Annotated in this window: 29 protein-coding genes; 18 read left to right on the top strand and 11 right to left on the bottom strand. The window is 44.3% G+C overall.

From position 1 onward, the window contains the following. The first annotated feature begins 90 nt into the window (after positions 1–90). The 4 genes from ACFQU8_RS04005 to ACFQU8_RS03990 all read left to right on the top strand — a co-directional run bounded on the left by ACFQU8_RS04005 (position 91) and on the right by ACFQU8_RS03990 (position 2,512). The gene (locus tag ACFQU8_RS04005) at positions 91–312 is read left to right on the top strand and encodes a DUF2829 domain-containing protein (RefSeq protein ID WP_382357883.1); all 222 of its coding nucleotides are present in this window, start codon (positions 91–93) and stop codon (positions 310–312) included. Between the two features lie 99 nt (positions 313–411). Next, on the top strand, positions 412–1,161 hold the full coding sequence (locus tag ACFQU8_RS04000; protein WP_382357882.1) for a 3-oxoacyl-ACP reductase: 750 nt from the start codon (positions 412–414) through the stop codon (positions 1,159–1,161). 145 nt (positions 1,162–1,306) lie between these two features. After that, on the top strand, positions 1,307–1,822 hold the full coding sequence (locus ACFQU8_RS03995; protein WP_382357881.1) for a QueT transporter family protein: 516 nt from the start codon (positions 1,307–1,309) through the stop codon (positions 1,820–1,822). Between the two features lie 39 nt (positions 1,823–1,861). Then, a complete protein-coding gene (locus ACFQU8_RS03990; protein ID WP_382357880.1) occupies positions 1,862–2,512 on the top strand; it encodes a YcxB family protein in 651 nt (216 codons plus the stop codon). A gap of 61 nt (positions 2,513–2,573) precedes the next feature. Here the strand turns inward: ACFQU8_RS03990 and ACFQU8_RS03985 are convergent, their stop codons facing one another. Both ACFQU8_RS03985 and ACFQU8_RS03980 read right to left on the bottom strand, forming a co-directional pair. Then, the gene (locus tag ACFQU8_RS03985; protein WP_382357879.1) at positions 2,574–3,587 is read right to left on the bottom strand and encodes an NADP-dependent oxidoreductase; all 1,014 of its coding nucleotides are present in this window, start codon (positions 3,585–3,587) and stop codon (positions 2,574–2,576) included. Positions 3,588–3,656: 69 nt separating this feature from the next. Further along, positions 3,657–4,307 (bottom strand): SDR family oxidoreductase, encoded by a 651-nt coding sequence (locus ACFQU8_RS03980; protein WP_382357878.1) that lies wholly within the window; start codon positions 4,305–4,307, stop codon positions 3,657–3,659. Positions 4,308–4,674: 367 nt separating this feature from the next. Between ACFQU8_RS03980 and ACFQU8_RS03975 the strand changes: the two genes are divergently transcribed. The 4 genes from ACFQU8_RS03975 (at position 4,675) to ACFQU8_RS03960 (ending at position 8,842) form a co-directional block, all read left to right on the top strand. Further along, positions 4,675–5,292 (top strand): DUF47 domain-containing protein, encoded by a 618-nt coding sequence (locus ACFQU8_RS03975; protein WP_382357922.1) that lies wholly within the window; start codon positions 4,675–4,677, stop codon positions 5,290–5,292. Positions 5,293–5,311: 19 nt separating this feature from the next. Further along, complete coding sequence (locus ACFQU8_RS03970) at positions 5,312–6,316, top strand: inorganic phosphate transporter (RefSeq protein WP_382357877.1); 1,005 nt, start codon at positions 5,312–5,314, stop codon at positions 6,314–6,316. A 3-nt stretch (positions 6,317–6,319) separates the two neighbouring features. Further along, positions 6,320–6,955, top strand: coding sequence for a superoxide dismutase family protein (locus ACFQU8_RS03965; RefSeq protein WP_382357876.1), 636 nt, complete (start codon positions 6,320–6,322; stop codon positions 6,953–6,955). Positions 6,956–7,099: 144 nt separating this feature from the next. Further along, on the top strand, positions 7,100–8,842 hold the full coding sequence (locus tag ACFQU8_RS03960) for a phospho-sugar mutase (RefSeq protein ID WP_382357875.1): 1,743 nt from the start codon (positions 7,100–7,102) through the stop codon (positions 8,840–8,842). A 99-nt stretch (positions 8,843–8,941) separates the two neighbouring features. Here ACFQU8_RS03960 and ACFQU8_RS03955 read toward each other — a convergent pair whose 3' ends face one another. Further along, the gene (locus tag ACFQU8_RS03955) at positions 8,942–9,355 is read right to left on the bottom strand and encodes a YugN family protein (protein WP_382357874.1); all 414 of its coding nucleotides are present in this window, start codon (positions 9,353–9,355) and stop codon (positions 8,942–8,944) included. Between the two features lie 76 nt (positions 9,356–9,431). Next, entirely contained in the window at positions 9,432–9,854 is a 423-nt protein-coding gene (locus ACFQU8_RS03950) for a pyridoxamine 5'-phosphate oxidase family protein (protein ID WP_382357873.1), read from the bottom strand. Between the two features lie 161 nt (positions 9,855–10,015). Here ACFQU8_RS03950 and ACFQU8_RS03945 point away from each other — a divergent pair, with 161 nt between their 5' ends. Further along, positions 10,016–10,300, top strand: coding sequence for a transposase (locus tag ACFQU8_RS03945; protein ID WP_382357872.1), 285 nt, complete (start codon positions 10,016–10,018; stop codon positions 10,298–10,300). Positions 10,301–10,373: 73 nt separating this feature from the next. Beyond that, a complete protein-coding gene (locus ACFQU8_RS03940) occupies positions 10,374–11,312 on the top strand; it encodes an AEC family transporter (protein ID WP_382357871.1) in 939 nt (312 codons plus the stop codon). 122 nt (positions 11,313–11,434) lie between these two features. On the opposite strand, the gene ACFQU8_RS03935 is transcribed toward ACFQU8_RS03940, so the two are convergent. The 3 genes from ACFQU8_RS03935 to ACFQU8_RS03925 form a co-directional block, all read right to left on the bottom strand. Further along, a complete protein-coding gene (locus ACFQU8_RS03935; protein ID WP_382357870.1) occupies positions 11,435–12,124 on the bottom strand; it encodes an ABC transporter ATP-binding protein in 690 nt (229 codons plus the stop codon). A 3-nt stretch (positions 12,125–12,127) separates the two neighbouring features. Continuing rightward, entirely contained in the window at positions 12,128–13,198 is a 1,071-nt protein-coding gene (locus ACFQU8_RS03930; protein ID WP_382357869.1) for an ABC transporter permease, read from the bottom strand. A gap of 171 nt (positions 13,199–13,369) precedes the next feature. Next, positions 13,370–13,966 carry a TetR/AcrR family transcriptional regulator gene (locus ACFQU8_RS03925; RefSeq protein WP_382357868.1) on the bottom strand — a complete coding sequence of 199 codons (597 nt, stop codon included), beginning with the start codon at positions 13,964–13,966 and terminating at the stop codon, positions 13,370–13,372. A 380-nt stretch (positions 13,967–14,346) separates the two neighbouring features. Here ACFQU8_RS03925 and ACFQU8_RS03920 point away from each other — a divergent pair, with 380 nt between their 5' ends. From ACFQU8_RS03920 to ACFQU8_RS03890, 7 genes are all read left to right on the top strand, one after another. Beyond that, complete coding sequence (locus ACFQU8_RS03920) at positions 14,347–15,105, top strand: cytochrome c biogenesis CcdA family protein (protein WP_382357867.1); 759 nt, start codon at positions 14,347–14,349, stop codon at positions 15,103–15,105. 16 nt (positions 15,106–15,121) lie between these two features. Next, entirely contained in the window at positions 15,122–15,694 is a 573-nt protein-coding gene (locus ACFQU8_RS03915) for a TlpA family protein disulfide reductase (RefSeq protein ID WP_382357866.1), read from the top strand. A 47-nt stretch (positions 15,695–15,741) separates the two neighbouring features. Then, on the top strand, positions 15,742–16,368 hold the full coding sequence (locus ACFQU8_RS03910) for an NAD(P)-dependent oxidoreductase (RefSeq protein ID WP_382357865.1): 627 nt from the start codon (positions 15,742–15,744) through the stop codon (positions 16,366–16,368). Positions 16,369–16,644: 276 nt separating this feature from the next. Then, positions 16,645–17,793 carry an NAD-dependent epimerase/dehydratase family protein gene (locus ACFQU8_RS03905; RefSeq protein ID WP_382357864.1) on the top strand — a complete coding sequence of 383 codons (1,149 nt, stop codon included), beginning with the start codon at positions 16,645–16,647 and terminating at the stop codon, positions 17,791–17,793. A gap of 151 nt (positions 17,794–17,944) precedes the next feature. After that, on the top strand, positions 17,945–19,099 hold the full coding sequence (locus ACFQU8_RS03900; protein ID WP_382357863.1) for a glycosyltransferase family 4 protein: 1,155 nt from the start codon (positions 17,945–17,947) through the stop codon (positions 19,097–19,099). A gap of 125 nt (positions 19,100–19,224) precedes the next feature. Next, on the top strand, positions 19,225–19,668 hold the full coding sequence (locus ACFQU8_RS03895) for a GtrA family protein (RefSeq protein WP_382357862.1): 444 nt from the start codon (positions 19,225–19,227) through the stop codon (positions 19,666–19,668). A gap of 162 nt (positions 19,669–19,830) precedes the next feature. Continuing rightward, on the top strand, positions 19,831–20,880 hold the full coding sequence (locus ACFQU8_RS03890) for an enoyl-CoA hydratase/isomerase family protein (protein ID WP_382357861.1): 1,050 nt from the start codon (positions 19,831–19,833) through the stop codon (positions 20,878–20,880). Between the two features lie 165 nt (positions 20,881–21,045). Here the strand turns inward: ACFQU8_RS03890 and ACFQU8_RS03885 are convergent, their stop codons facing one another. The 3 genes from ACFQU8_RS03885 to ACFQU8_RS03875 form a co-directional block, all read right to left on the bottom strand. After that, complete coding sequence (locus ACFQU8_RS03885) at positions 21,046–21,399, bottom strand: SpoIIAA family protein (RefSeq protein WP_382357860.1); 354 nt, start codon at positions 21,397–21,399, stop codon at positions 21,046–21,048. A 158-nt stretch (positions 21,400–21,557) separates the two neighbouring features. Beyond that, entirely contained in the window at positions 21,558–21,896 is a 339-nt protein-coding gene (locus ACFQU8_RS03880; RefSeq protein WP_382357859.1) for an ASCH domain-containing protein, read from the bottom strand. A 228-nt stretch (positions 21,897–22,124) separates the two neighbouring features. Further along, positions 22,125–22,397 carry a DUF378 domain-containing protein gene (locus tag ACFQU8_RS03875; RefSeq protein WP_382357858.1) on the bottom strand — a complete coding sequence of 91 codons (273 nt, stop codon included), beginning with the start codon at positions 22,395–22,397 and terminating at the stop codon, positions 22,125–22,127. Positions 22,398–22,753: 356 nt separating this feature from the next. Between ACFQU8_RS03875 and sph the strand changes: the two genes are divergently transcribed. Further along, a complete protein-coding gene (sph, locus tag ACFQU8_RS03870) occupies positions 22,754–23,740 on the top strand; it encodes a sphingomyelin phosphodiesterase (protein ID WP_382357857.1) in 987 nt (328 codons plus the stop codon). Positions 23,741–23,829: 89 nt separating this feature from the next. On the opposite strand, the gene cls is transcribed toward sph, so the two are convergent. Further along, positions 23,830–25,302, bottom strand: a complete 1,473-nt coding sequence (gene cls, locus ACFQU8_RS03865) for a cardiolipin synthase (RefSeq protein WP_382357856.1) — start codon at positions 25,300–25,302, stop codon at positions 23,830–23,832. Positions 25,303–25,525 lie beyond the last annotated feature (223 nt).

The following is a 25,525-nucleotide window of genomic DNA, read 5'->3' as shown; positions in this document are numbered from 1 at the left end:
AGAGAATGCGGTAAGAATGTTGGGCAAAAGGCGGATGTCTGTTAGTCATTGACGTGTTATACTCAATCTAGTAAAGGGGGGGAAGAATTCATGACATTTGAAGCTATACTGCCATCTTTAAAAGCAGGGGGAAAAGTGATTCGTACAGGCTGGAGCGGATCTGAACAGTATGTCAAACTCATCGGCGAAAGCACTTATGAGGGGGAAACGCTGAATCCGTATATGCTAATTAACGTCGAAGGGGAAGGCTATACGATGTTCACCCCGGCAGTGTGTGATATATTAGCAGATGACTGGGAAATGGTTGACTGACGCATGACTCGGGATTGAAGTGATAGGTGTGCATTTGTCACAGAGCTTATCACGTCTCGACACGTGTCCAAAGAAATGGTATGAACGGAGGCGGCTGTTATGTTTGACGACTATAACGGTAAAGTGGTTTTTGTGACAGGAGCTTCGTCCGGTATTGGCTCAGCCCAGGCACAGCGATTTCTAGAGTGCGGTGCATGGGTATTTGGATTTGATAAACAAGCTGAGGGTCTGTACGAACTGGATGCTTTACATAAAGACCGCTTCAGCTATTTTATTGGAAATACCGCTGACAAGGAGGCCGTGACTGCGGCGGTAAACCAATGCCTGTCGCAATTTCAGACGATTGATATATTGCTGAATACAGCGGGTGTGTTAGACGGCTATGCCCCCACTCTGGATACGGACGAAGCGTTGTGGGATACCGTCCTGGATACTAATGTTAAAGGTATGTACACTGTGACGAATGCTGTACTGCCGCAAATGCTTGAACAGGGGACAGGCGTTGTTATTAATATGGCCTCTATCGCAGGACTTGCTGCGGGCGGCGGTGGAGCAGCCTATACAACGTCCAAACATGCGATTATAGGATATACCAAGCAGCTTTCTTATGATTACAGCCGCTCCGGGATACGGACAAATGCGATTGCACCCGGCGCGATTCGAACGCCGATGAATGCAGCTGACTTTGCCGGAAAGGGCGAAACGGCGAATTGGGTAGCCAATGAGACGCCTGCAGGCAGATGGGCGATGCCGCAGGAAGTAGCTGATCTGACGCTGTTTGTTGCCAGCTCTAAAGCGGATTATATGCACGGAACAGTACTGCCGCTGGATGGCGGCTGGACAGTCTAATACGTCTGCTGTCTGTTCAGTCCTAACAGTGCTGTCATTTAATGTTAAATCGCTGGTCAGAACCCAGCACTGCGGCACTTCTGCTTCTTTGGCCGCAGTTATGACTAAAATAGCTGTTTGCTATTTTACAAAGGAGATACTGCAAATGAATAAATCGATTGATTATTCGCTTCACCCGTCACTTCTATCAGCGTCAGAGATGACAAAAATAGCACTGGTGACCGCCTTATATGTCACGCTTACATCTCTTCTGGCTGTTGTTAGTTTTGGGGCGATACAGCTCCGCTTATCAGAAATGTTCAACTATCTTGCACTGTACAATAGACGATACGTAATTGCTGTCACCATGGGTGTTCTGATTGTTAATTTTATGTCGCCTACATGGGTTCTTGACGTCCCAATCGGTACTGCAGCAACCCTCTTGGTATTGCTATTATGCCGTTTCCTTACGAGGCGCATCAAACATGACATTGTGAAAATTGTTATGACGGCGCTTGTATTTTCATTCTCTATGTTTACCGTTGCCGCTCAGCTTGTGATTTTGTTTGATTTGCCTTTTTTCTATACGTGGCTGACAACAGCTCTGGGTGAACTGTTATCGATGACGATAGGCGGCATGATGGTTTATTTCCTGAGTCAGAAAATTGACTTGACAAAATAGGTATTGTGACGATGCTCTTTAATATGAGGACAACAAGACATGTTAGCATTTTTGGTGTTTGAGCTTAAAATAAGCCATCTGTTAAAACACGAAAGAGGGGATACGATGTCCATCCACTGCCAGCTTGACTTTGACGACGTGCTGGCCTTGCAGCGACATGTCGTCAAGCATTCATATACGCATTATATTAAAAAAACGTATTTTAAATGGATCTCAGCCGTTTTGCTTTTTTTAACTATTTGGTTTATATTTCAGGTAACCTTGACATCGGCTATGGCTGGGGCTGTCATTACGGCGGTCTATGTGTTTATGTTTCCTGCGCTATACGTGGAAATAGTCATGGCACGGGCAAAAAGTCAGATGCAAAACCAGGATCTGTCGCATATCATTGGTCAGTGTGACATGACATTGACGGAAGAGGGAATCGATCGGGAGAAAGACGGCACCATAACGCATTTCAATTGGGATCAATTTATCAAGCTTGGCGAGGATGATCAGCATTTCTTTTTGTATAAATCTGATCTGCAAGGATTGATCCTGCCCAAGAAGCCGGCTGATAAAAATCAGGATGACATCGCTGCTTATCAGGCGCAGATTAAAGGCCATGTCAATCCGACCGGCTCAACTAAGTCAAGTGCCATTACGGAGACGAGTGGAAAGGATAATAGTGAGCCTGCAAAGGATGACTAGTGAAGCAGAACAAAAAACACCGCTTGACGGCTGAATGCTCAAGTCAAGCGGTGTTTTCTTGTTATGATGGATCAGCTACTTTAACGAGCTGCTTACCAATATTCTCACCTGAAAACAGACCAAGAAACGCATCCGGTATGCTGTGAAAGCCTTCTTGGATCGTTTCTTCATAAGTCAGATCACCATTCGCAACAGCTTTAGCGAGAAATGCGTAAGCCTCATCGAAATGATCACTGAAATCGCCGACTAACAGTCCTTGCATTTTGACTCGGGATTTAACCAGGAACGGCTGGACGCGCAGTCCGATATCCTGTTCACCATCCTTTAGATTATACGATGAGATAGCCCCGCATACCGGGACACGCGCAAATGTATTTAACAGCGGCAGGATAGCATCGCCAATTTCGCCGCCGACATTTTCATAATACACATCAATGCCATCCGGGCAGGCATTCTGCAGCTGCTGCGCTACATCGCCTTTTTTATATTGAACAGCCTCATCATAACCGAGTTGTTGGGTAATGTACGCTGCTTTTTCCTCAGAGCCGACAATACCAACGGCACGTGCACCGGCTTGTTTGGCCAGCTGACCGGCAACCTGGCCGACTGCTCCAGCGGCACCTGAGATGACCACAGTCTCACCGGGTTTCGGTTCGCCGATATGCATCATGCCAAAATAGGCAGTCAATCCGGGCATACCGAGAATACTGAGGGCAGCACTCGGGCTGAGGCCATTTGTATTAACTTTGCTGACATCGTCTGCGTCCAGGACATGATATTCCTGAAAAGGCAGGCTGCTCCTGACAATGTCGCCTTGTTGCAGCTGATTGCTCTTTGACTCAATGACCTCAGCAACAATGCCGCCATCCAGGGGTTTGCCGACCTCAAACGGTGCCACATAGGATTTCGTATCGGACATACGTCCGCGCATGTAAGGGTCAACCGATACATACAGCGTTTTTAACAACACTTGATTGGCTTCTGGTTCACCAACGTTTGTTTCCACGAATTTAAAGGTGTTGTCATCTGGCATACCGTTTGGACGTTCATTTAATAGCAACTGTTCTTGTGTCATTATTAGCCTCCAATTATGTTTCGAATAAACATGCAGCAAGCGGCTTCTCGGATTAGGCCGTCACCATTTTTATAACTGCTGCAGACTGTCTTGAATAGGTGTCTGGCCGCCGATTACTTTGAATTCCTTGCCAATTGACGCATCATTTTTGAGCGATTCTAATATCACATTGGCTATATCTTCACGCGGGACGTCAGCAGCGTCAACAGCGGTTCCAGTATGAACCTTTCCAGTACCGGCGTCATTCGTCAGTGTGCCTGGATGGATCATGGTATAGTCAAGTCCAGCGTTCCGCAAGTGTTCGTCTGCGTAGTGTTTGGCAATGACATAGGGAGCAAACGAATCGGGAGCGTTCTGAATAGCCCTGCGTGTTGTATCAAAGGAGCTGATCATTACAAAGCGCTTCACACCAGCCTGTTTAGCGGCTTCGATGGTTTTAACTGCACCATCCAGATCTACCATGATCGTTTTGTCTTTCCCTGTTTTCGGTCCGGACCCGGCTGTAAAGACAACTGCGTCCACATCGTCAGCGGCTTGGGTGATCTCGTCAATCTCACCTTCGAGGTCTGCGATATATGTTTCAGCACCGAGTTCTTTAAAATCGGCTTCCTGCTCTTGTTTTCGCAGCATCGCTCGCGCCGTATGACTGCCACTGGCCTGAATGGACTGCACTAAATGTTTTCCGATTTGGCCATTTGCGCCAACAACTAAGATTTTCATGTTCTCATCCTTTCCTGAGAATGGGATATATTTATCAACTATACCCTAAAAAAGCAGCTTTTAATCAGAACGATGCTTTTTGGCTGTAGCTGGGACAAAAGGTCTGTTTCTGGGAAGGTTCACTTTTGTCCTAATTTGTTACCGACACAATAATAAATTATATGGATCAAATTAGCTAAAAATCTGTTTATAGCGTGTGCACCCAAATGTCTCTGATGCAAGGGGGACCGGCATGTGTCAGAATTCGGCACGTTTTTTGTTTTATACTGGATTCAAGAGTGCAATATCATGCATGATCGCGTATAATAGCAGACGAACATGTCGAATTATGTATTTACGTAATCCTGTATGGAGGGTCGATATGGGTATTTTTCATAAAAAGCCTGACAAATTCGCGGCGTACTTAGTCGATTTTGGACGTTATCTTAATGAAGCAACCAGCTATTTTCTGGAATTTAAAGTGCAGGACGCTGACACACTGCAGGAATTTGCCGCGACGATGAAACAATATGAGTCGGGTGCTGACGACAAGGTACATAATATTCTCCGGGATCTTAATCATGTTTTTATCACCCCTATTGAACGAGAAGACATCATGCAGCTGACCATGAGTCTTGATGATGTCATGGATGGTATGGAAGAATTCACAGCTTTGATGGACATTCACCAGATTTTTTCATCCGACACCCACATTGATCAATTTTCAGATTACATCCAAAAATGTGCAGGCGAAATTGGTTCAGCCTTGGAATTACTTGCTGCTAACAATCTCGAAGCTATGGAAAAGCATGCTATTCAAATAAAAGATTACGAAAGTACTTGTGATAATTTACACCGCCATTCCATGAAAGAATTATTTCAGAAGGAAACGAATGCTATAACCGTCATTCAATACAAAGAAATTTATGAAACACTGGAACAAATCGCCGACTATTATGAGGATGTCGCAAATATTTTGCAAAGCATTATCATGAAGAACGCATGATGAGAGGTATCGCACGATTATGAACAGTTTACTCGTGATTGTCGTTTTGATCGTTATAGTTGCACTGGCATTTGATTTTATTAATGGGTTTCATGATACGGCCAACACGATTGCTACGGCTGTATCAACCAAAGCACTGACGCCGCGCGTTGCGATTACACTGGCGGCTGTTATGAATTTTCTTGGAGCGCTGACGTTTACGGGCGTGGCGCAGACAATTACGAGCGGCATCGCGAATCCATTTGATCTGGAAAACGGGACAACCGTGATTCTGGCTGCATTGATATCCGCTATTATCTGGAATTTGATCACCTGGCTGTTTGGCATTCCCAGCAGTTCCTCACATGCTATTATTGGAGCTATTGCCGGAGCAGTGATTGCCTCGGATGGTTTTGGTGCGGTACAGTTCGGCGGGTTTATTTCGATTGTTGAAGGACTGATCTTGTCCCCGCTGGTCGCATTTGGTGTAGGTTATATTTTATATTCGATTATTAAGCTTATATTCAAGAATCGCAACTTGGCTAAAACCAATAAGCAATTCCGGCGTGTCCAAATGCTAACAGCAGCTGTGCAATCTTATGCCCATGGTACGAATGATGCCCAGAAGTCCATGGGGATTATTACGATGGCGCTTATTGTCGGGGGCATGCGTACGTCGACCGAAGTGCCGTTCTGGGTTCAGGTCAGCTGTGCAACCGCGATGGCGCTGGGAACATCCATTGGCGGCTGGCGCATTATCAAAACAGTTGGCGGCAAAATTATGAAGATCCGGCCGGTTAACGGTGTGGCTGCCGATTTGACGGGCGCATTCACGATTTTCGGTGCCACCTTAGTTCATTTGCCAGTCAGTACGACACACGTTATCTCTACCGCTGTCATGGGTGTGGGAACAGCTCATCGCATTAAAGGTGTTAACTGGAGTGTTGCCCAGAGCATGATTGTCACCTGGGTGATTACATTGCCTGTGACTGCTTTGATCGGGGCTCTTATACTGTATTGTCTGCAATTATTGCCTTTCTTTTAAAGCATGACAGCTATCACAGGACTCTCAACACGGCATAGAATGGAGAACATAAGGAGGTTCGAACCTATGTATCCATATGTTTATAATCCAACGTACCATTATGATCCATTCAGAAATGCAATCCCAAACCCAAACCCATATCCAAGCCCAAACAACGCAAATGCAAACACAAGTGCAAATGCAAGAGCCCATGCAGAAATTAAGGGAAGCCCTCTGGCGCCCAATTTGCGTGGGTATGTCAAATTCACAGATGTGCCTAACGGAACGAGGGTAAGTGTTAGGGTCATGGGACTGCCATCATATCAGGAAGCTCAAAACGATCAGGCTCCGATTGGTCCGCATGGATTTCATATTCATGAAGATGGTGCTTGTTCTATCGGGGATAACTCAGATCCGTACCAGTCGGCTGGCGGTCATTGGAGTCCCGACGATCAGCCGCACGGTAATCACGCAGGTGACTTTCCGGTGTTGTTTTCCAATAATGGGCACGCCAGAATGACTTTTTTTACTGACCGTTTTAAAAGCAGCGATGTCACCGGCAAGTCCATCATTATTCATCAAAACCCGGATGACTACCGTACACAGCCGGCAGGCGATGCTGGAAAACGTATAGGCTGCGGTGTTATTAACGCGTATTAACGCCTTTCATCGTGTTTGATTACGATTGGCCACATAGGGGCTGTTCGACCTTCTCGCTGGACGGGTGGGCCCGAACAGCCCAATTAGTAGCTGATTTCTGTTAAACTAACAGTCAGAAACGACTAATGAAGGGAGATGGCGGGTATGACAGACTGGCGGGCAGCCTATCAGAGATGGCTGGACAAGCCGGATCTTGATCAGGATATGAAGGAGCAGCTGCATGCACTTGCAGGTCAGGAAGACGAACTGGAAGATTGCTTTCATAAATATCTTGAATTTGGGACGGGTGGTATTCGCGGAGTGCTCGGACCGGGGACGAACCGGCTGAATCTTTATACAATCCATAGAACAGCAGAAGGATTGGCGCGCTGGATCGATGATGACGGGGATGCGGCCAGAGATAGAGGTGTGGCCATTGCCTATGATGGCCGCTATAGGTCGAGAGACTTTGCTTTTGACGTAGCTATGACGCTCGGTTATCATGGCATTCGCTCGTATGTCTTTGCGTCATTGCGGCCAACGCCGGAGCTGTCATTCGCGGTACGGCACTTGCATGCCGCGGCTGGTGTGATGATCACGGCGAGTCACAATCCGCCTGAATACAATGGCCTTAAAGTGTACGGGCCTGATGGCGGCCAGATTATTTCAGAAACGGCTGATGCGATTGTTCGGAAGGTGAATGCGGTCGAGGATGAACTGGCAGTTCAGACGGTTAATAAGGAAACTTTGTCTGACAGCGGCTTGCTGCAAATGATTGATGAGGATATAGATGAAGCTTACCTTAGCCAGCTCCAGACAGTTGCAGAAAATCCGGATGTGATTCAAAAAGCGGCAACTGATCTGGGAATTGTTTATACACCCTTGCACGGAGCAGGTCTCCCATTAGTCAAAGACAGCTTACAGATGATGGGCTTCAAGCATGTGTATACAGTAGCGGAACAAGCAGAGCCGGATCCTGAGTTTTCCACTGTCGCCTCACCCAATCCAGAAGAACATGCAGCGTTTGAACTGGCCATTCGTGATGGTGATAGGTACGACGCTGATATTCTGATCGGGACAGACCCGGACGCTGACCGGATGGGTGTTGCCGCTAAAAACAGGGACGGGCTTTATCAGGTGCTGACAGGTGATGAAGTGGGAGCACTCATGCTGCACTATCTCCTGACCCAAAAAAGACAAAAGGACGAACTACCTGCTAATGCTGCCGTTATTAAAACAATCGTCACATCAGAGCTGGGACGTGCTATTGCCAGCGCCCATGGCATTGAAACGATTGATACCTTAACCGGGTTTAAATATATTGCTGAACAGATTGAAACGTTCCATGAGACAAAATCACAGCAGTTTTTGCTCGGGTATGAGGAAAGCTACGGCTACTTAATCCATGATTTTGTTCGCGATAAAGATGCGGTGCAGGCAAGTATGCTGATCGCCGAAATCGCTGGTTACTATAAACTGCAGGGTATGACACTTCACGAGGCTTTAATGGCACTCTTTGCAGCATATGGCTATTATCAGGAAGATCTGGCTTCGCTAAAGATGACAGGCCAAACAGGTTCGAGCAGGATTGACGCTATCATGGAGACGTTTCGCAGTCATCCACCCGAAACGGTCGCCGGCAAACGCGTGCTTGCGTCTGAAGACTACCAGACGAACCTTCGTCATGACTTGCTGAAGGGCGAAACAGCCAGAATCACCCTTCCAAAAGCCAACGTGCTCAAATACAAATTAGATAATGACGCTTGGTTCTGCCTGCGCCCATCTGGAACTGAGCCAAAGATTAAGTTCTATTTTGGGGTTAAGGAAACAAGTTTAGAGACAAGCCATGATGTGCTGCAGCAGTTAAAAGATGATGTGCTGGGGATGGCTAAAGATGCATCATCTTAATGGCTGATGGATTCTTCGGATCGATGAGGTATTTAGGAAGGGGAGGAGGGAGCAGCTGCTAAGCGCCTCCCTCAGGCAAACAGATTGGATGGTGTCCTGTTATATGGCTAAATCATTGACAACTCTGTCTATTTCTTGCTCGCCAGCTGATTCCCAGCGGCTTTTATCAGTAATATTGCCATCTCTGTCAAGCGGTGTCTGGAATTGGTTGAAGCCTGTTGTTGACAACAAGGCATTTTCCTCCCACTCTAATCCAGTGTTGACGACATGTTTGATGACATAAGGCGTCCGGAATTCTAAGTAGGCTTTAGCGCTGTCGAGTTCGCCATCGATGACATCGAACGGAATCCGGACATAGATAGTTTCAGCATCCTCACGGCATAGAATCATGTCGAATTTTCCACGGTCATACTCCCAGTTCCCACAAAGTGAATAGCCATTCGATCGAAACGCCCGGTATACATCACCGAAGTAAGCCTTTTTGCCCTCAATCTTTGTATCCAATTTTAGCATGTGCGTCTACTCCTTGATTGTTAGTGACTGTTAGTTTTTCCAGATAATCAGATGACCATACGTTCAAATCAGATTGCTAAAGCTCAACCGTTTTGGGTTCAACACCTTTTTTATTCATGACCCTTATCGCAACGGGTGTGATTTCGAGCACAATATAACTGGGATCATCTGGACCTTTAAACCAGTTTTCCATATAATCAGTCCATAACTCCTGTTTAAGATGTTCATCATCGCTTAAAGAGACTTTTCCTTCGTACTCCACGTAATCATCACCAAATCCGTCACCCTCGTAGCCCAGCAAAATATGTGTATAAGGATTCGCCTTAATTTCCTCTGTTTTGTGTGTTTCAGAGCTTGTTGCTGTGTAAAGTGTTAAACCTTTGCGAATAAATGTCATATAGCGCGAGTGCGGTTTATTCTGTTTAATAGTTGCCATCGTACCAACGGCACTGTCATCGATTATTTTTTCTGCGGTTTCTTTTATGTCCTGCTGGCTCATGTGAGCACTCCTTCCAGTATCAACATTATTAAATGATTTCAGCCTATCCAGAGCTGTTACCTATAGGTTTTCACTTAAGCGCAATCCTATACATCTGTATTAACAGCCTGTGAACGGAAATCCTACAAAAAACGCAAATATTACGAAGGGAGGATGCAGCTATGAAACTGCTTCTGATTGCAGGGAGCATTGTTTTGCCCGTCGTTATGTACGTAACACAAAAATACTGGGGCGGGCTCTTGTTTCTGTTTAATCTGGCAGGGCTTCTGGCCGCCATTATATTTGTTGATATCGCTTCACTGGCGATTCATGACATTATAAAAAATGGCACCGTCATGATGACAGATATTCATGCGATTTTTTTAAATCCCTGGTTTTTGATCACCGGTGCCTACTTAGGGGTATACGCTATTTTTTGGCTGCTGTTAGCAGTTATTGACGATTAAGCAGTAATCTGCTGTTCAGTGACAACAAACCATTTGTCACTCCGGTTCATACAGTACAACAGGAGTGATATTTATGGATTCAGCCTGGGCTTTTCTGCAGGAAATGATCCAGCTTTATGTAATTGGGATCATCGGCTTTACAGTTCGGAAAACAGGGATATTGAATCAGGCAACGGATCATGTTTTAACGCAGCTCATATTATATGTCACCCTTCCTGCTTTGATTTTATTCTCCCTGGCTATACCTTTCTCGTATGCTTTGATTAATGAATTTCTTTTACTGTTGGGGATGTCAGCTTATATCCTGCTGGTGGCTGTGTGTCTGGCCAGATGGATGCGGCGGCACTCCGATCTGTCAGCCCGCAAAGGAAGTGTTTATGAAGGTCTGATCATATTTGGCAATCAAGGCTATATTGGTTTTGCGGTGATATTTGCAGTCTTCGGGGAAGAAGGGATTGTTTATTTAACACTGTTTAATATCATTTATTTTATCCTCATATGGACATATGGTATTTACTTATTCACAAAGGACAAAAAGCAGGTGAACTGGAGAAGGCTCGTACGCAACCCGGGTATACTCGCTACGCTAACCGGCCTGCTGGTTTTGCTGCTTCCAGTCAGCTGGCCCGGCTTCATAGCCAGCACATTGGAAAGTGTCGGAAAAACGACCGTACCCTTGTCGATGATTTTGATTGGCAGCTTAATCGCCGGCATAACGTATCGCGACATTGCCTTTATGGTGAAAGATAAATATCTCTGGCTGGCAGGGGCGGCAAAACTGCTCATTATTCCGCTGCTTTTACTGCCATTCAGCCTGTTTTCGGTTCCGTTTTCGCTGCTTCTGGTAGCTGTTCTCACAGCTGGTATGCCTTCTGCTCCCACGATGTCGCTTTATGCACAAAAATTCGCGGCAGATGCCCATTTTGCCTCAATTGGGGTAATGATCTCCAGTATGTTCAGTATCATCACAATTCCGCTGTTATATGCCGTCGTTCATGTCATTTATATGTAATCCAGATTTATACGAGAAAAGGAGACATAAGAGAAATGATTAATTCTAAAGCTGAGTGACGTTAACATGAGGGGGGGGAGAAGCAACGGTGAGACCCCAGAGTGCGAGCACGAGGAGGCTCATCAGCTCTCCTCGGCACGCTGCTGCTGCAAATGCATGTCACCATCTGTGATCGCATAAACTTTATCGCAATATTCAAGCAGCCGGGTGTCATGGGTCACGACAAGTGTTGTCTTATTGCGTTTCTGGCTTAAATCCTGCAGCATTTTCATCACGTCAAACGCCCGCTCGGAATCCAGCGAAGCGGTCGGTTCATCAGCCAAAAGGATGCTGGGATCTCCGTACAGGGCTTTGGCAATCGCAACACGCTGCTGTTCACCACCGGACAACTCAGAGGGATACTTGGTTCGCAGCGATTCAATTCCCAGTGACTGATAGACATCCAGCAAAGCCTCTTTAGAAAGATTATGTGACTTTACTTTATCCAGCAATTCCATTTGTTCATCAACTGTCAGGAAGGGGACCAGATTGGATGCCTGCAGGATAAAGCCGATTTCCTGCAGACGAATCTGTGATCGCTTCTTTTCTGTAAGCTGTGTTACGTTGCGTCCATTAATGGTCACTTCACCGTGACTGGGTGACTGCAGCCCGCCAGCGATTGTCAGAAAAGTACTTTTGCCGGATCCTGATGGGCCGATCACCACAATCAGTTCACCGCTTTCGGCTGTGAAATCAATCTGTTTCAAGGCCTCAACGACGGTACGGCCTGAGCCAAAAACTTTATCGACGTTATGCATTTCGAGTGCTGGCATCTTTTAACCTCCTATCGCTTGCAATGGATTTATTTTGGCAATTGTCCGGACTGAAATAAAAGTACCGACTATTGATACGGCAATCAAAACCATTCCGTAAAGCAGCATGGTTAAATAATCAAATTGGATCGGGACGGCGGACGGTAAAAAGAATCCGGTCACAATTGTCAGCAGAAAACCGGTCACAACCCCGGCCAGCGCGAGTTGAGACGTCTGGATTATGACGGAATTGGCCAAGTACCGGCCAGGAATGCCTTGGGCTTTCATAACCCCGAACATACTGATTTTCTGAATCGTCAGGACGTATAGGAAAATAGCTAAAATGACAGCACAGATAATAAATAGAAAATAAATCATAAAGGTGAGCGTCAGATTTTGTGCCGTATAGCCTGGAAGATTCTCAATGAACGTTGGGATACCCACAACTTCCAGTGCGTCATCTGCAACTGAAACATCGTCTAAATGATCGTCACGAACAACAAAACCGTTAACCGGCATACCCTGGCTGTCGCGAACTTCTCCTGAACGCACGTGCTGCATTGTTCCAAAGTCTGTGTATAAAGCCGGTGCTGCATTAAAGCGGGCATTATCAGTCAAGCCTGTAATTGTCAGGGTCTCGTCGGATGATGATATGTTTAGTTCATCGCCAATCGAAAATCCTTCATCCAGTAATGAGTCATCCGCAATTACCTCGCCTTCTTTTGCAAACGCTTTGCCTTTAGTAACGTCAGGTGCAATAAAGGCGTCCTGCTGAAGACCAAGGAGCGAGACATTGGATTTATGATCCCCGTCACTGGCAATCGCACTTAGCTGACCTATTGCCGCTGATTCATCAAACATATCACTGCTGATAGTATCTTCGTTCATTGTGGAACGGGGAAGTCGTTTATCAGATTCCTTTGTCAGGACGATGCCATCTGCGTCCCATTTGTCAACAGCCTCCCGATTTAACTGCTCCAGCCCATTGGCGAGTCCCGATAAAACGAACACGAGATACGAGACAAGTACCAGAATCCCCATTATCAGGGCGTAGCGCAGTTTGTTATACTTAATTTCCTTCCATGCTAAGAACATGAAACCTCCCCCTTGCTTAAAATCAGATTCATTTATCATTTGATAAGCGAATCATACAAAAAGTCATACTCAGATCATTTATAAAGAAGTGCCTATAAACATATCATAATGCTGAGTACTTATCAATTGATAAACTGCTGCTAAGTTTAAAACACGCTAGTCGATGCTGGTTTAGTCAGGCTTTTGTGTCCCATGTAATATGAGGTCAACAAGCGAGGCATACCTGCCGGTCAGAGAATCCGACTCCTTGGATCCGCCTGCTGACATGTCTTGCCCGACGGTTAATAAACAGAAACGTGCAGCTGCATCAGGCGTGATCGTATCTCTTAATAAGTTATCCAGTTTCATCTCTTCAAATATACGAACGAATGGTTCTAAATATGTTTGCTTCCAGAGGAAATAAATATAGCGCTGATTATCCTCGCTGAATTCTACAAAAATATCATGAATCATCATCATGATGCTTGTCGGATGCTCCTCTGACAATACTTCAAGCATGGTTTCTAAGCGTTTAGCCGTTGTTTCTTCAGAAATGGCTTCCAATTTTGACTGGATACTCGAAACAAACATCTCAAGCATCGCAATGTACAAGGTCTGTTTGTTGGGATAATGATAGTACAGTGCAGGCTGTGATATGCCGCATTTGGCAGCAATATCCCGTGTTGTCACAGCGCGATAGCCTTTTTCCATGAATAACTGCTGGGCAGCGTTTAATATTTGCTCATTTGTCTGTTGTAATGTTTCATGTTTCGTCTGTGAACGTTTCATAAATGACTCCCTTTTATCATTGTAGTTTAATGACAGGTGACAAAATACTGTTTAACACGTATAACGGTTTAGTTTATTATAGCATGTTTCTGCTTCATGTGACCGCAGTCTCCAGTTATGCTATGATTATTTAGAGAATGTTTATCTCAAAATTCAAGCAGCAGTTCTTTCTGTGATCGTTTTAGTATGGCCTTATAATGAATTGTCATATTATCGTTGCAAAATAGACAATTCTTTTCATCAAATTTTAACACAGACCTTGTATGATAAAAGATGGGAACCATTAAAATGGCTAAACTGTTCAGATTGATTATAGCAATTACATAAGTGAACAGCACGTTTTTCAAGAGCGTTAGTTCAGGATAGAAAGAGGGATGAACATGGGTGGAATTGATGCCGATACGATGTTGATTGCAGGTATGCTTCTGGCGGCAGGGGCCGGCGCGTTGTCATTTTTATCGCCCTGTGTGCTGCCAATTTTCCCTGCGTATATGTCTTATATCACGGGTATTAGTGTCAAAGAACTGCAAGGCGAGAAGAATGCCAAAATCCGCCGCCAGCTATTAATGCACGCGTTATTCTTTTTATTGGCCGTCTCACTGGTTTTCCTCAGTCTGGGTGCTGGCGCATCCTTTTTGGGGGAATGGATCAAAAACTTATTAATGGGTGATTCCGGCCTGTTCATACAGCGCATCGCAGGGATTTTCATTATCGTTATGGGATTGTTTGTGGCAGGGTGGATTAACATTCCAGCCCTAATGAAAGAAAAGCGATTCCAATATTCGAAAAAAAGCGTTGGTTATGCAGGAACATTTTTTGTTGGTCTTGGCTTTGCTGCGGGCTGGACACCGTGTATAGGTCCGATTTTTGCATCGATTCTGCTTCTGGCTGCAAGTAATCCAGGTCAGGGCATTTTTTACACAATTATGTATGTCATCGGATTTTCACTGCCGTTTCTCGTGTTGACCTTCTTCCTGGGATCGACGAAGTGGATTGTCCGGCACAGTGGTATTATCATGAAAATAGGCGGCGCTATTATGATTATCATGGGCTTAATCCTATTCTTTGGTCTAATGCCGCGTATTACCCAGTTTTTGCTTGAACTGGTAGAAGGTACATGGTTATCACAATTAGGATAATTTGGAGGAGTCATCAATGAAAAAAGCCGTACTGATTGTGCTGATAGCAGGCATGGCAAGCTGGGCTGTCTATGACTTTGTCAGTCCAGCTGCGGATACAGCTGATAAAGAAGAGGATACCGGCGAATCTTCCAGCGGCGAGACTGCTGGTGATGAGTCTGATGAAGGTGGACTGTCCAAAGGTGATCTGGCACCTGACTTCGAGCTGAAGACCCTGAAGGGAGATGCGGTCCGCCTTTCCGATTATCAGGGCGAGCGTGTTATCGTTAATTTCTGGGCAAGCTGGTGTGCACCGTGCCGGGATGAGATACCTGACCTGCAAAAACTTTATGATAATAAAGATGTCGAAATTTTAGCCGTAAATTTGACGCGTTCGGAAGAGAGTCAAGAAAAAGTTCGTGACTTTGTTGATAATTATGAGATGAGCTTCCCGAAACCGATGGACAAAGATGGCGATGTTGCCGAGAAATATAAAGTTCGCGCTTATCCGACATCTTATATGATTAATTCAGATGGCCGTATCCAATTCAAGGTCAGAGGTCCAATGCCATATGATGTCATGACTGAAGAATTAGCCAAGATTGAGTGAATCGACTAATACAGGGAATGCTGCCAATTATTCAGGGAGGATAAGATATGAATATACTGCTATTAGGGGCAACTGGACGCGTGGGATCAGAACTGCTTCAGAGAGCACTCGATGATGGTCACGAGGTTGTGGCACTGGTCCGGTCACAGGCGAAATTAAACGCAGCCAGTCCGCATTTATATACGATACAAGGCGATGTGCTTCAGAGCGCTGATTTGGAAAGGGCTATGAGAGCCATTCCTGTCGATAGCGTCGTGAGCGCCCTGGGAACTGATAAAAATAATACGCTGTCGCGCGTGACACCATCATTGATCAGCCTTATGGATAAACATGCGGTGAGACGGATTATAACGGTCGGCACAGCCGGTATCTTGAACAGCAGGAACGATCCAGGGTTATACCGCTTTCAGGCAAATGAATCCAAACGCAAAACAACAACCGCGGCTGAGGATCATCTGGCTGCCTATCGTCATGTTAAGGCGTCCGATCTTGATTGGACGATCGTCTGCCCGACCTATTTACCTGCGGGCGATGAATACGGCAACTACCGTGTTCGAAAAAACTGGCTGCCTGAAGACGGACAAAAAATTACAGTACCAGATGCAGCGGCGTTTGTTTATTCGCAAATTGCCAGTTCCGAGTATAGTCAAAGCCGCGCAGGCATTGCTTATTAATGTCATGACGCAGTCGCACATAGAAAGTATGCCCCTTAAGCAGCGTGAAACTTTTCTCTCGATGCCTAAGGGGTATTTGTCATGGTGTTACGCGTGCTCATTGCTCATATACCAGTCATGTGTCTGTTTGACTTAACTCTTATTTGTAAAATAGCATGTAATTATGATAACTTTTATATGAAATTATATTTTGTGGAAGTATGTATATCATTGTACCTTGTTTATTATGGATAGTACCGGGCATAATAACTATAAAGCTAAAATGGAGGCAATAATGTGAAAATTGTAGTAGCAGGGGGAGACGGCTTTTGTGGATGGCCGACTGCTTTATACTTATCAAAGCAGGGCCATGATATTGCTGTTATTGATAATATGGTGAGAAGAGAGATGGATAACGAACTTCATTCCAATTCGCTTACACCTATTGCTTCACTTGAAGATCGTGTGGCCAAATGGAAGGAAATGACTGGTAATGACATCCGAACGTATAAGGGCGATTTGACCCATTATGACTTTTTACGGGAGGTTCTCTTGACTGAGAAGCCTGATGCGTTTGTGCATTTTGCTGAACAGCGCTCGGCTCCCTACTCCATGATTGATCGCGAGCATGCCGTATATACACAGACTAATAATGTGACAGGAACGCTGAACGTTTTGTATGGCATCAAGGAGATCGTACCGGATTGCCATTTAATTAAGCTTGGCACAATGGGAGAATATGGAACGCCGAACATCCCGATTGAAGAAGGCTACATTGAGATTGAGCATAAAGGCAGAAAAGATACGCTGCCATATCCAAAGCAGCCGGGATCTTTTTATCACCTTTCCAAAGTGCATGACAGTCACAATATTACCTTTGCCTGTAAAATCTGGGGTATCCGGGCGACCGATTTGAATCAGGGTGTTGTGTACGGCCTTGACACTGACGAAACGAAAATGGATCCGCTTCTTACTAACCGTTTGGATTATGACGCTGTTTTCGGCACGGCCTTTAATCGCTTTATCATACAGGCGGCTGCCGGCCATGATTTGACGGTTTACGGAAAAGGGGGACAGACACGCGGCTTTTTAAACATTAAGGACACGGTTCGCTGTATTGAGATTGCCGCAGAAAACCCCGCTGACAGAGGCGAGTTTCAGGTGTTCAACCAATTCACGGAAGAATTTTCTGTTAGTGAACTAGCTGAAAAAGTGCAGAAAGTCGCTCAGGAAGAGGGTCTCAAACCAAATGTGGCTCATCTTGACAATCCGCGGGTTGAAGAGGAGGAACATTTCTTTGAGGCGGCTAATACGAAATTGAAAGATCTCGGTCTTGAACCGCATTTGCTGGATGATGACGTGGTCAGGGAAATACTCCGTACAGTCATGCAGCATGAAAACCGCGTTATTCAGAAAAATATTATGCCGCAAGTATCCTGGAAATAACGTAGCATTCCAACATTAATGCCTATGCCGCACTGATACAAAAGGCGATCGGCATCTGTATCGTTTTGCCGTCCGTTACTTGCGGGATCAAAATATAGTTGATAAAGACTTGCTTTTGGCAAATTGTTGTATGAAAGAGGAAGTGTCGTAATTGAAAATTGCTATTATAACTGAAACATTCGTGCCCTCCACCGATGGCGTGGTCACGCGTTTAAAAGCGTGCATTCGTTATTTTCAGAAACAGGGACATGACGTCCAGGTTATCGCACCTGATCTTGGCGTCTATGAATTCGAGGGAGTCGAGATCAAGGGTGTTCCGGCCAGGACACTTCTTCTCTATCGCTCGAAGAAATTTGCACTTCCCACTAAACAAGTGAAAGGACTGCTTGAGGCGTATGATCCTGACGTCGTTCATGTTGTCAATCCGGCGCTGGTTGGCATGTCCGGTGTTCATTATGCCAAAAAACTTGGCTATCCTTTGATCGCCTCTTTCCATACGCAAGTTCCCAAATATGCGGATTACTACCACGTTCCAATGTTCAAAGGTCTTCTGTGGTGGTACTTTCGCAAGCTTCATAATAAGGCAGATTTAAACCTATGCACCTCTGAGACAGTAAAAGAGGAGCTGCTTGAGCAGAATATTCACAATGTGCATGTATGGAAACGTGGCGTGGATACAGAACTGCTTCGTCCCGATAAGTATGATAAAGACATGCGGGATAGGCTCTCGAATGGGAATCCTGATAAAACACTGCTTCTGTTTGTAGGCCGTCTTGCTCCAGAGAAGGAAATTGAAAAAATTAAATCGGTTCTGGATGCCTCCGATGAGTTTGTACTGGCCATTGCGGGTGATGGCCCGCACCGGAAATCGCTTGAGAAGCATTTTACAGGAACAAACACAGTATTCACTGGCTTTTTGCATGGTGAAGAGCTTGCTAAAGCCTATGCGTCCTCGGATGTGTTTGTCTTTCCATCGACTTCTGAAACACTTGGGCTCGTTATTACGGAAGCGATGGCTTCAGGACTGCCGCTTGTTGCTGCGAAAAGCGGCCCGACCTGTGAACAGATTGCGGATAACCGCACCGGACTGCTTTATGATAAGGATAAACCTCATGATTTTACCAATACGGTCTTGCGTTTTGCAGATGAGACATTGCGAAAGCGCCTTGCTAAAAATGCGCGCAGCGATATAGCAGAAATGGGCTGGGAGGCTCAGTCGAAGCAGGTACTTGATTACTATAAGGCAATCGCCGGAATAGAGGGCGTGACGTTAAAGCAAGATAATTCGGATCACTCCAGCTTGTAAATGGTAAGTAGAAGGCAGCAGTGAATGAACCGCTTGATAAGTGACCAGCAGTACGTTTAAGCTTCTGCCATCCGTCCACATTTGCAGGCGTAAACTTACAAGAGGAATAATGAAGAGGAATGCTCATGGCACAGCAAAAACAAAAGAAAGGTCCCAAGCAATTTCTGCAGTTTGGTACTGTTGGCATTGCGAATGCAGCTATTGATATCGGGGCATTGAATTTATTACTGATTTTATTTCATACAGACGTTAAATGGTTGCTGTTAGTGTATAACACCATAGCTTATATGCTGGCTATAGCTAACAGTTATTACTGGAATGCCCGGTTCACATTTAAGCATTCAGCTGAAGGAAGCAACCGCCAGCGTATACTGTTTATCGTTCAGGGGCTGGTCAGTCTTGTTGTGAGTAACCTCGTGTTTCTTGGTGCTAATGAACTGCTGCAGCTCATCGATACTAATAATTGGCTGCGCTATAATGTTTCCAAAGGCTTAGCTATGTTTCTTTCATTTTTGGCAAGTTTTTTTATGGTGAAATATTTTGTTTTCAAGGATTACGGCAAACATTAAGGGAGTCACAGGGCAAAAGATCAGGAATGCAGACGGCATTTCTGGTTTTTTATTATCACTTAGTCAGCTTATCTAAGCATAACTGTTATTTATAAACCTTTGTCATTATATACAGAAATGTAGTAACATTACTAATAGACTATACATAAAGGGGTGTTGACTATGACAGAGGATGGTGTTTCGTTCCAGCGACATGAAAACGGCGTTGCCACAATCACGCTTAATCAGCCTGAAACATTGAACGCGTTAACGCTTGATATGCTTATACCTATGCGTGACAAACTGCGGAAATGGCGGGATGACGATACGATCAAGCTTGTTCTTCTGGAAGGAGCGGGATCAAAAGGCTTCAGTTCAGGTGGTGATATGAAGACACTCTATCAAGCCATCAATCAGTCTGAGGCATTAGAAGAAGCCGAGCGTTTTTTCGAAGTGGAGTATAAGACCGATGAATTAGTGGCTTCTTTCCCTAAACAGATTGTTGTGTGTATGGATGGCGTCGTGATGGGAGGCGGCGTCGGGTTGAGCTATGGTGCCAGTCACCGGATTGTGACTGAAAAGACAAAATGGGCCATGCCTGAGATGAACCTTGGCTTCTTCCCTGACGTAGGTGCTGCTTATTTTCTGAATCAAGCACCTGGCTATACCGGCCGTTATCTCGCATTGACAGCCCAGGTGCTCAGGGCGGCTGATGTTTTGTATATAAACGCTGCTGATTATATGATAGCAAGTGATAAGCTTGATGATCTTAAGCACGCTATAGCAGTCACTAATTGGCACCGGCCAAACCGGGATGAAATTCTGGACAATCTTTTGCAGTCTTATTCCATGCAGCCTGAGCAGCCTGCCACTTTGGCTGAATTGCAAACCGAAATCGATGCCCATTTCGCGTTTGAGTCCGTCGAGACGATTGTTGCTGCCTTAGATCAGGCAGATACACCATTTGCACGCGAAACAATGGATACGATGTTAAGCAAATCACCTGTGTCGCTGAAAGTAGCCCTCGCACAGCTGATAAAGGGCGAAACGAATGACTTGCGCGGCTGTCTGGAAGTGGACCGCACGCTAGCGAGAAACTTTATGCAGCATAATGATTTTTTCGAGGGTGTTCGTTCGGTTCTCATTGATAAAGATCAAGCGCCGCAATATGATTACCGGCAGCTGTCTGATGTGTCCGATGAACTGGTTAACAGCTTTTTTCAGAATCACTAGGATAGAACAAAACGAGTCAAAGACGTATGCCATTTGAAATAAGCGGACAGATCTAGGTAAGACCCCCGGAATGGGGTCTCACCAGCCGCCTGCGGAAAGCGATGTTTATTTCCGGAGCGATTAGACAGGCAAGCGTCATTTTGGCTGTTTGTACCTGCTCGTCCCTTACGCACGAAGCCAATTTCTGGCGTCTTCCAATTCTTCTAACGGGTACTGGTTCAATTCGACACTGGGAATGAGCTTTTGAATCGTTTCGTCAATACCAGTGAACGTCTCATCAGCTACGATCGCGCTCTTGTTGATGCTATTCAGATAAAGAACAATCTTGAGTGCTTCCATGACTGCTTTTGGTGTATTGCCGTCGATGTTCTTAAAAATAAATAGGATATTGACCGGTTCCTCTTGCAGTGTTTTTGCTTTCAGTGCATCCTTGAATTTCTGCAAGTCCTCTTGAGTTGCTGTTTTCTGAGTCGTGATTTCAAGCAGCTCACCCTGTTCTTCGCCGTTCGCTTCTAACATAGTAGACATCCTTTCATGCGTCTTACTTATTCTTAAGTATTATTGGATAAAAACGATCAGTCCATACAAAATCTTTTCATTTCTTGCGTTTGCTATGCCGCATACCACGCATGGCAATAAAAAAAGGCTGCCATCATCAGGCAGTCTTTTTCGCAAATTTATTGTTTCTTCAATTCGTGTGCCCAGATAACGCCTTCGGGCTCCCATACTTCACCTTCGTGAATTGAATTGATGGCGTCTTTATATTCTTCCAGGCTGCTATAGCCTTCCTGTTTTGCTTCTTCATCGGTTATGGTTTTAAGTTTTTGCGGATAAATATTAGCCACAACGAAGGTTTGTCCGTTCAGCACCAATTCGTCTCCTGGATCGGCATAACGGTCATTTCGCCGTTCTGACGTCTTATCGCCATCTATGATTTTCTGGATATCGTTTTGACGTGTGACCAGCTTGTTAATATCATATTTTTCCGGCCAGTCTTGTTTGTTTTCATAAACCATGCGTCACCCACTCCTTTAATAAGATCTACACATCAGTATAGCACGTAAAAATGAACACCATGTGAACAGTATTTTACATTTTTTATTCATATTCGCAGATATATTTTGTCTAATTACTTATACGTAATTCCCTTTTAAGGCTTTTCTTAAACATTTGAACGAAATAAATGAGACTGCTCCAAATTGTGGCAGCAGTCTCATCAAATTCAACGATTGTGCGCTGTGTTTTTATTCCTTGTCACGAAATGTCTCGTTATCTTCACTGAATTCTGTGGCATAATTGGTGTTATAATTGTAATCATCACCCTCGATTGGGGCAAACAATGATGGCAGGCAGAGTACGCCGCCGATCCCAACTAGCGTATATACCACTCTTGACAGTGCCGCATCTTGTCCACCGAAGAGGGCTGCTACTAAGTCAAATTGAAACAAACCAATAAGCAGCCAGTTAATCGCACCGACGATGATGAGTGCTAAGGAAATGCGTTTAACTGTTTCCATTTTTTTCCTCCTAACATGAGTCAGGTTATATTGTGAGCCAAATGAAAATGCGAGCAAAAATTTGTCCAGTGCAGTGCACTTAAGCTTATTGTTTGAAATGGTGCCTTATATTATGCATTGGGTAACAATTGTCAAGGTGTTTTGGTTTATAGAGGCATCGTTATAGTTGAACTTTTAATTTTATCAAAACAAGCTAACTTGACAATAAATTTTAAACCTTTAGAATTATGTTTAGCCATGTTTATTAAGTATTTTCTAAATAAAATTAACAAATTATTTAGCATAGCATGTAATAATTTGGTTCCTTTCAGCGTTTTGCCGGGGGAAGAAACAAATTGAAGGAGGACGTTTAATTTATGCGTAAAATATTAGGTACTGTCATTGTTGGATGTATTTCGGGGATATTACTGTTAGCAAATTCTGCTGTACAAGCAGATGCAAACCAAAGTTACCCGGGAGATTTTGAAATTCTTTCTCATAATGTTTATATGATGTCACAAGCTATATACCCTAATTGGGGTCAAAATCAAAGAGCGGAACTTATTTCTGACGCTGATTATGTGCAAAACCATGATGTCATTATATTTAATGAACTGTTTGATAATGAAGCATCTGGAATATTGCTGGATGGTATTAGGAAACAATATCCTTACCAAACACCAGTGTTAGGAAGAAGTACCAAAGGCTGGGATGAAACAACAGGCAATTATTCTCATGCTGCTTCAGAAGATGGCGGCGTTTCGATTGTAAGTAAATGGCCGATTGCTGAACAAATCCAGCATGTGTTTAAAGATGGATGCGGTGTCGAAGCATTAAGTAATAAAGGATTTATATATATTAAAATTATGAAAAATAATGAGCCATATCATGTCATTGGCACACATGTTCAGTCAACAGACGAAACCTTATGCTCACAGGGGGAGCCGGCAAAAATAAGGGCATCTCAAATGAACGAAATAAAAAGTTTTATCAGTAAAAAACATATACCGGAAGATGAAGTAGTGTTCATAGGCGGTGACTTAAATGCTATGAAGCAGACAAATGAATATGGTGCAATGCTGCAGAATTTGAATGTTAGTGAACCGGATAATTATAAAGGATTTAATGCTACATGGGATCCGACATCCAATTCTATAGCCAATGAAAATTATCCAGATCTTAATGGGCAGCATTTAGATTATGTGTTTATTGAAAGAAATCATGCACAGCCGAATCACTGGGAGATAGAAACTAAAAAGGTGAAGTCTCCAGTTTGGTCGGTTACTTCGTGGGGACAAACTTACAAGTATAACGACTACTCAGACCACTACCCAGTTATTGGCACAACTAAATCATCTGAGTGATTGATTATGTTAAGCAAAACCGGCTGATACTTTTGAGAAGTACAGCCGGTTGCTCATTTACAACATTAAACGACAGCATGACTGGATTCTTATAAAATGGGCGACAGCAGACGTGAAACAGATTCTTTTAATTTCACCATCATTGGACGCTTATGATACTCCTCTAATGTCAGTTCTTTCGCGAGATGAATATCCTGTTCAAAAACCCGCCGTAATTCGGTGGACGCTGCTTGATCATATAAAAAAGCGTTCACTTCAAAGTTAAGCCGGAAGCTTCGGATATCAAAATTTGCTGTACCTACTGATGACATCGTATCATCTGCCACCAGTGTTTTTGCATGGATAAACCCATTTTCGTAAACATAAACTCTGGCACCTGCTTTCAGCAGATCACCGACATTGGACATGGTGGCCCAGTAAACAAACATATGATCTGGTTTATCTGGTATCATAATCCTTACATCTATCCCAGATAAAGAGGCAATTTCCACCGCATTCAATAACGCTTCACTCGGAATAAAGTAGGGCGTCTGCAGATAAACATATTCTTTGGCCGAAAGAATCATTTTCACATAGCCGTTCCGGATTTGCTGCCATTCCGTATCAGGACCGCTCGCCACAATCTGTGCACCAACATTTCCAGCCTCTGGGGTGTCAGGGAAATAACGCTCCTGATAAATGAAAGGATGCCGTTTGGAAGCTTGATTCCAGTCCAGAATAAAACGTGTCTGCAGGGCATGGACAACTTGCCCTTGTGTTCTTAGATGGGTATCCCGCCAGTAGCCAAACTTATCATTCAGACCGAGATATTCATCTCCCACATTAAACCCGCCAATATAGCCGATCCCGCCATCAATAATGGCTAGTTTTCGGTGGTTACGGTAATTAAGGTGCAAATGCGGGAAAAAGACGGCCACCAGGCCACCAGCTTGTTTCAGGTCACTGAAAAAGTTAGCTGATAAGCCTCTTGATCCCATGTAATCATAGAGAATACGCACATCAATGCCCTGTCTGGCTTTTTCCGTTAAGGCACTGAGCAATTCTTTTCCTAAACCATCTTCGTGAATAATATAATATTGTATATGGATATGATCAGTGGCATGCTTAATATCTGCCAATAGAGCATTAAATTTTTCCCGGCCATCAGTGTAGATGGTCACCGCATTATCCTGGGTGAGAATAGCGCCACTGTTGACAAGATGCATATAAATATTATCTTTGTAAGCTGCACTGTCCTCGTTTTTAAACGGAAAGGAACCATTCTTGATAGCTTCAGTCTGTTCAGTAATCCGGTTTGTGATGCCCATTTTTTCCTCATCAGGCCAGTAAAACAGGTGTTTGCGGGAAAAATTCTGGTTGAAAATAAGATAAAGAATAAATCCGATCACTGGAAGGAACATCAAAACCATTAGCCAAGCCCAAGTGGAATTTGGGTTTTGACGCTCGAAAAATATAACGACAATTGCAAAGATAATATTGACAATAAAGATACCGCTTATAATAAAGGATGTAATATCCACTTCAGCCTCCTCAATAGCAATCAACTGGGACGATAGGTTCATTTACCAAACAAAGTTCGAATAACCCGATTAAATCGCTCCGGAAGTATATGTCGTTGCGCTGGCGACTCCGAGGTCTTATCTATGTCGCTGCCGCCGCAGGGATCTCCATATATATCACAAGTTTAATACATTCAGCCTGAATTGAACAGGTTAAGTTTTTTAAGCTTAACGCCGTACAGGCAAAAAAGGACCCCAACCATTAGAGTTATTCTAATACTTGGGG

This window comes from Lentibacillus kimchii (assembly GCF_042666895.1).
GTDB classification, from domain to species: Bacteria; Bacillota; Bacilli; order Bacillales; family Amphibacillaceae; genus Lentibacillus; species Lentibacillus kimchii.
The sequence above is the reverse complement of the archived record's forward strand: the minus strand, read 5'-3'. Positions and strand labels throughout refer to the sequence as shown.

Excerpts from the sequence above, each read along its gene's own strand:
- ACFQU8_RS03920 (WP_382357867.1), top strand. The coding sequence starts at position 14,347 with ATGGGTGGAATTGATGCCGATACGATGTTGATTGCAGGTATGCTTCTG.
- ACFQU8_RS03970 (WP_382357877.1), top strand. The coding sequence starts at position 5,312 with ATGAACAGTTTACTCGTGATTGTCGTTTTGATCGTTATAGTTGCACTG.
- ACFQU8_RS03945 (WP_382357872.1), top strand. The coding sequence starts at position 10,016 with ATGAAACTGCTTCTGATTGCAGGGAGCATTGTTTTGCCCGTCGTTATG.
- ACFQU8_RS03880 (WP_382357859.1), bottom strand. The coding sequence starts at position 21,896 with ATGGTTTATGAAAACAAACAAGACTGGCCGGAAAAATATGATATTAAC.
- ACFQU8_RS04000 (WP_382357882.1), top strand. The coding sequence starts at position 412 with ATGTTTGACGACTATAACGGTAAAGTGGTTTTTGTGACAGGAGCTTCG.
- cls (WP_382357856.1), bottom strand. The coding sequence starts at position 25,302 with ATGAACCTATCGTCCCAGTTGATTGCTATTGAGGAGGCTGAAGTGGAT.
- ACFQU8_RS03980 (WP_382357878.1), bottom strand. The coding sequence starts at position 4,307 with ATGAAAATCTTAGTTGTTGGCGCAAATGGCCAAATCGGAAAACATTTA.
- ACFQU8_RS03940 (WP_382357871.1), top strand. The coding sequence starts at position 10,374 with ATGGATTCAGCCTGGGCTTTTCTGCAGGAAATGATCCAGCTTTATGTA.
- ACFQU8_RS03885 (WP_382357860.1), bottom strand. The coding sequence starts at position 21,399 with ATGTTAGAAGCGAACGGCGAAGAACAGGGTGAGCTGCTTGAAATCACG.
- ACFQU8_RS03910 (WP_382357865.1), top strand. The coding sequence starts at position 15,742 with ATGAATATACTGCTATTAGGGGCAACTGGACGCGTGGGATCAGAACTG.
- ACFQU8_RS03995 (WP_382357881.1), top strand. The coding sequence starts at position 1,307 with ATGAATAAATCGATTGATTATTCGCTTCACCCGTCACTTCTATCAGCG.
- sph (WP_382357857.1), top strand. The coding sequence starts at position 22,754 with ATGCGTAAAATATTAGGTACTGTCATTGTTGGATGTATTTCGGGGATA.
- ACFQU8_RS03925 (WP_382357868.1), bottom strand. The coding sequence starts at position 13,966 with ATGAAACGTTCACAGACGAAACATGAAACATTACAACAGACAAATGAG.
- ACFQU8_RS03950 (WP_382357873.1), bottom strand. The coding sequence starts at position 9,854 with ATGAGCCAGCAGGACATAAAAGAAACCGCAGAAAAAATAATCGATGAC.
- ACFQU8_RS03875 (WP_382357858.1), bottom strand. The coding sequence starts at position 22,397 with ATGGAAACAGTTAAACGCATTTCCTTAGCACTCATCATCGTCGGTGCG.
- ACFQU8_RS03960 (WP_382357875.1), top strand. The coding sequence starts at position 7,100 with ATGACAGACTGGCGGGCAGCCTATCAGAGATGGCTGGACAAGCCGGAT.
- ACFQU8_RS03890 (WP_382357861.1), top strand. The coding sequence starts at position 19,831 with ATGACAGAGGATGGTGTTTCGTTCCAGCGACATGAAAACGGCGTTGCC.
- ACFQU8_RS03935 (WP_382357870.1), bottom strand. The coding sequence starts at position 12,124 with ATGCCAGCACTCGAAATGCATAACGTCGATAAAGTTTTTGGCTCAGGC.
- ACFQU8_RS03965 (WP_382357876.1), top strand. The coding sequence starts at position 6,320 with ATGACAGCTATCACAGGACTCTCAACACGGCATAGAATGGAGAACATA.
- ACFQU8_RS03985 (WP_382357879.1), bottom strand. The coding sequence starts at position 3,587 with ATGACACAAGAACAGTTGCTATTAAATGAACGTCCAAACGGTATGCCA.
- ACFQU8_RS03990 (WP_382357880.1), top strand. The coding sequence starts at position 1,862 with ATGTTAGCATTTTTGGTGTTTGAGCTTAAAATAAGCCATCTGTTAAAA.
- ACFQU8_RS03955 (WP_382357874.1), bottom strand. The coding sequence starts at position 9,355 with ATGCTAAAATTGGATACAAAGATTGAGGGCAAAAAGGCTTACTTCGGT.
- ACFQU8_RS03930 (WP_382357869.1), bottom strand. The coding sequence starts at position 13,198 with ATGTTCTTAGCATGGAAGGAAATTAAGTATAACAAACTGCGCTACGCC.
- ACFQU8_RS03915 (WP_382357866.1), top strand. The coding sequence starts at position 15,122 with ATGAAAAAAGCCGTACTGATTGTGCTGATAGCAGGCATGGCAAGCTGG.
- ACFQU8_RS04005 (WP_382357883.1), top strand. The coding sequence starts at position 91 with ATGACATTTGAAGCTATACTGCCATCTTTAAAAGCAGGGGGAAAAGTG.
- ACFQU8_RS03895 (WP_382357862.1), top strand. The coding sequence starts at position 19,225 with ATGGCACAGCAAAAACAAAAGAAAGGTCCCAAGCAATTTCTGCAGTTT.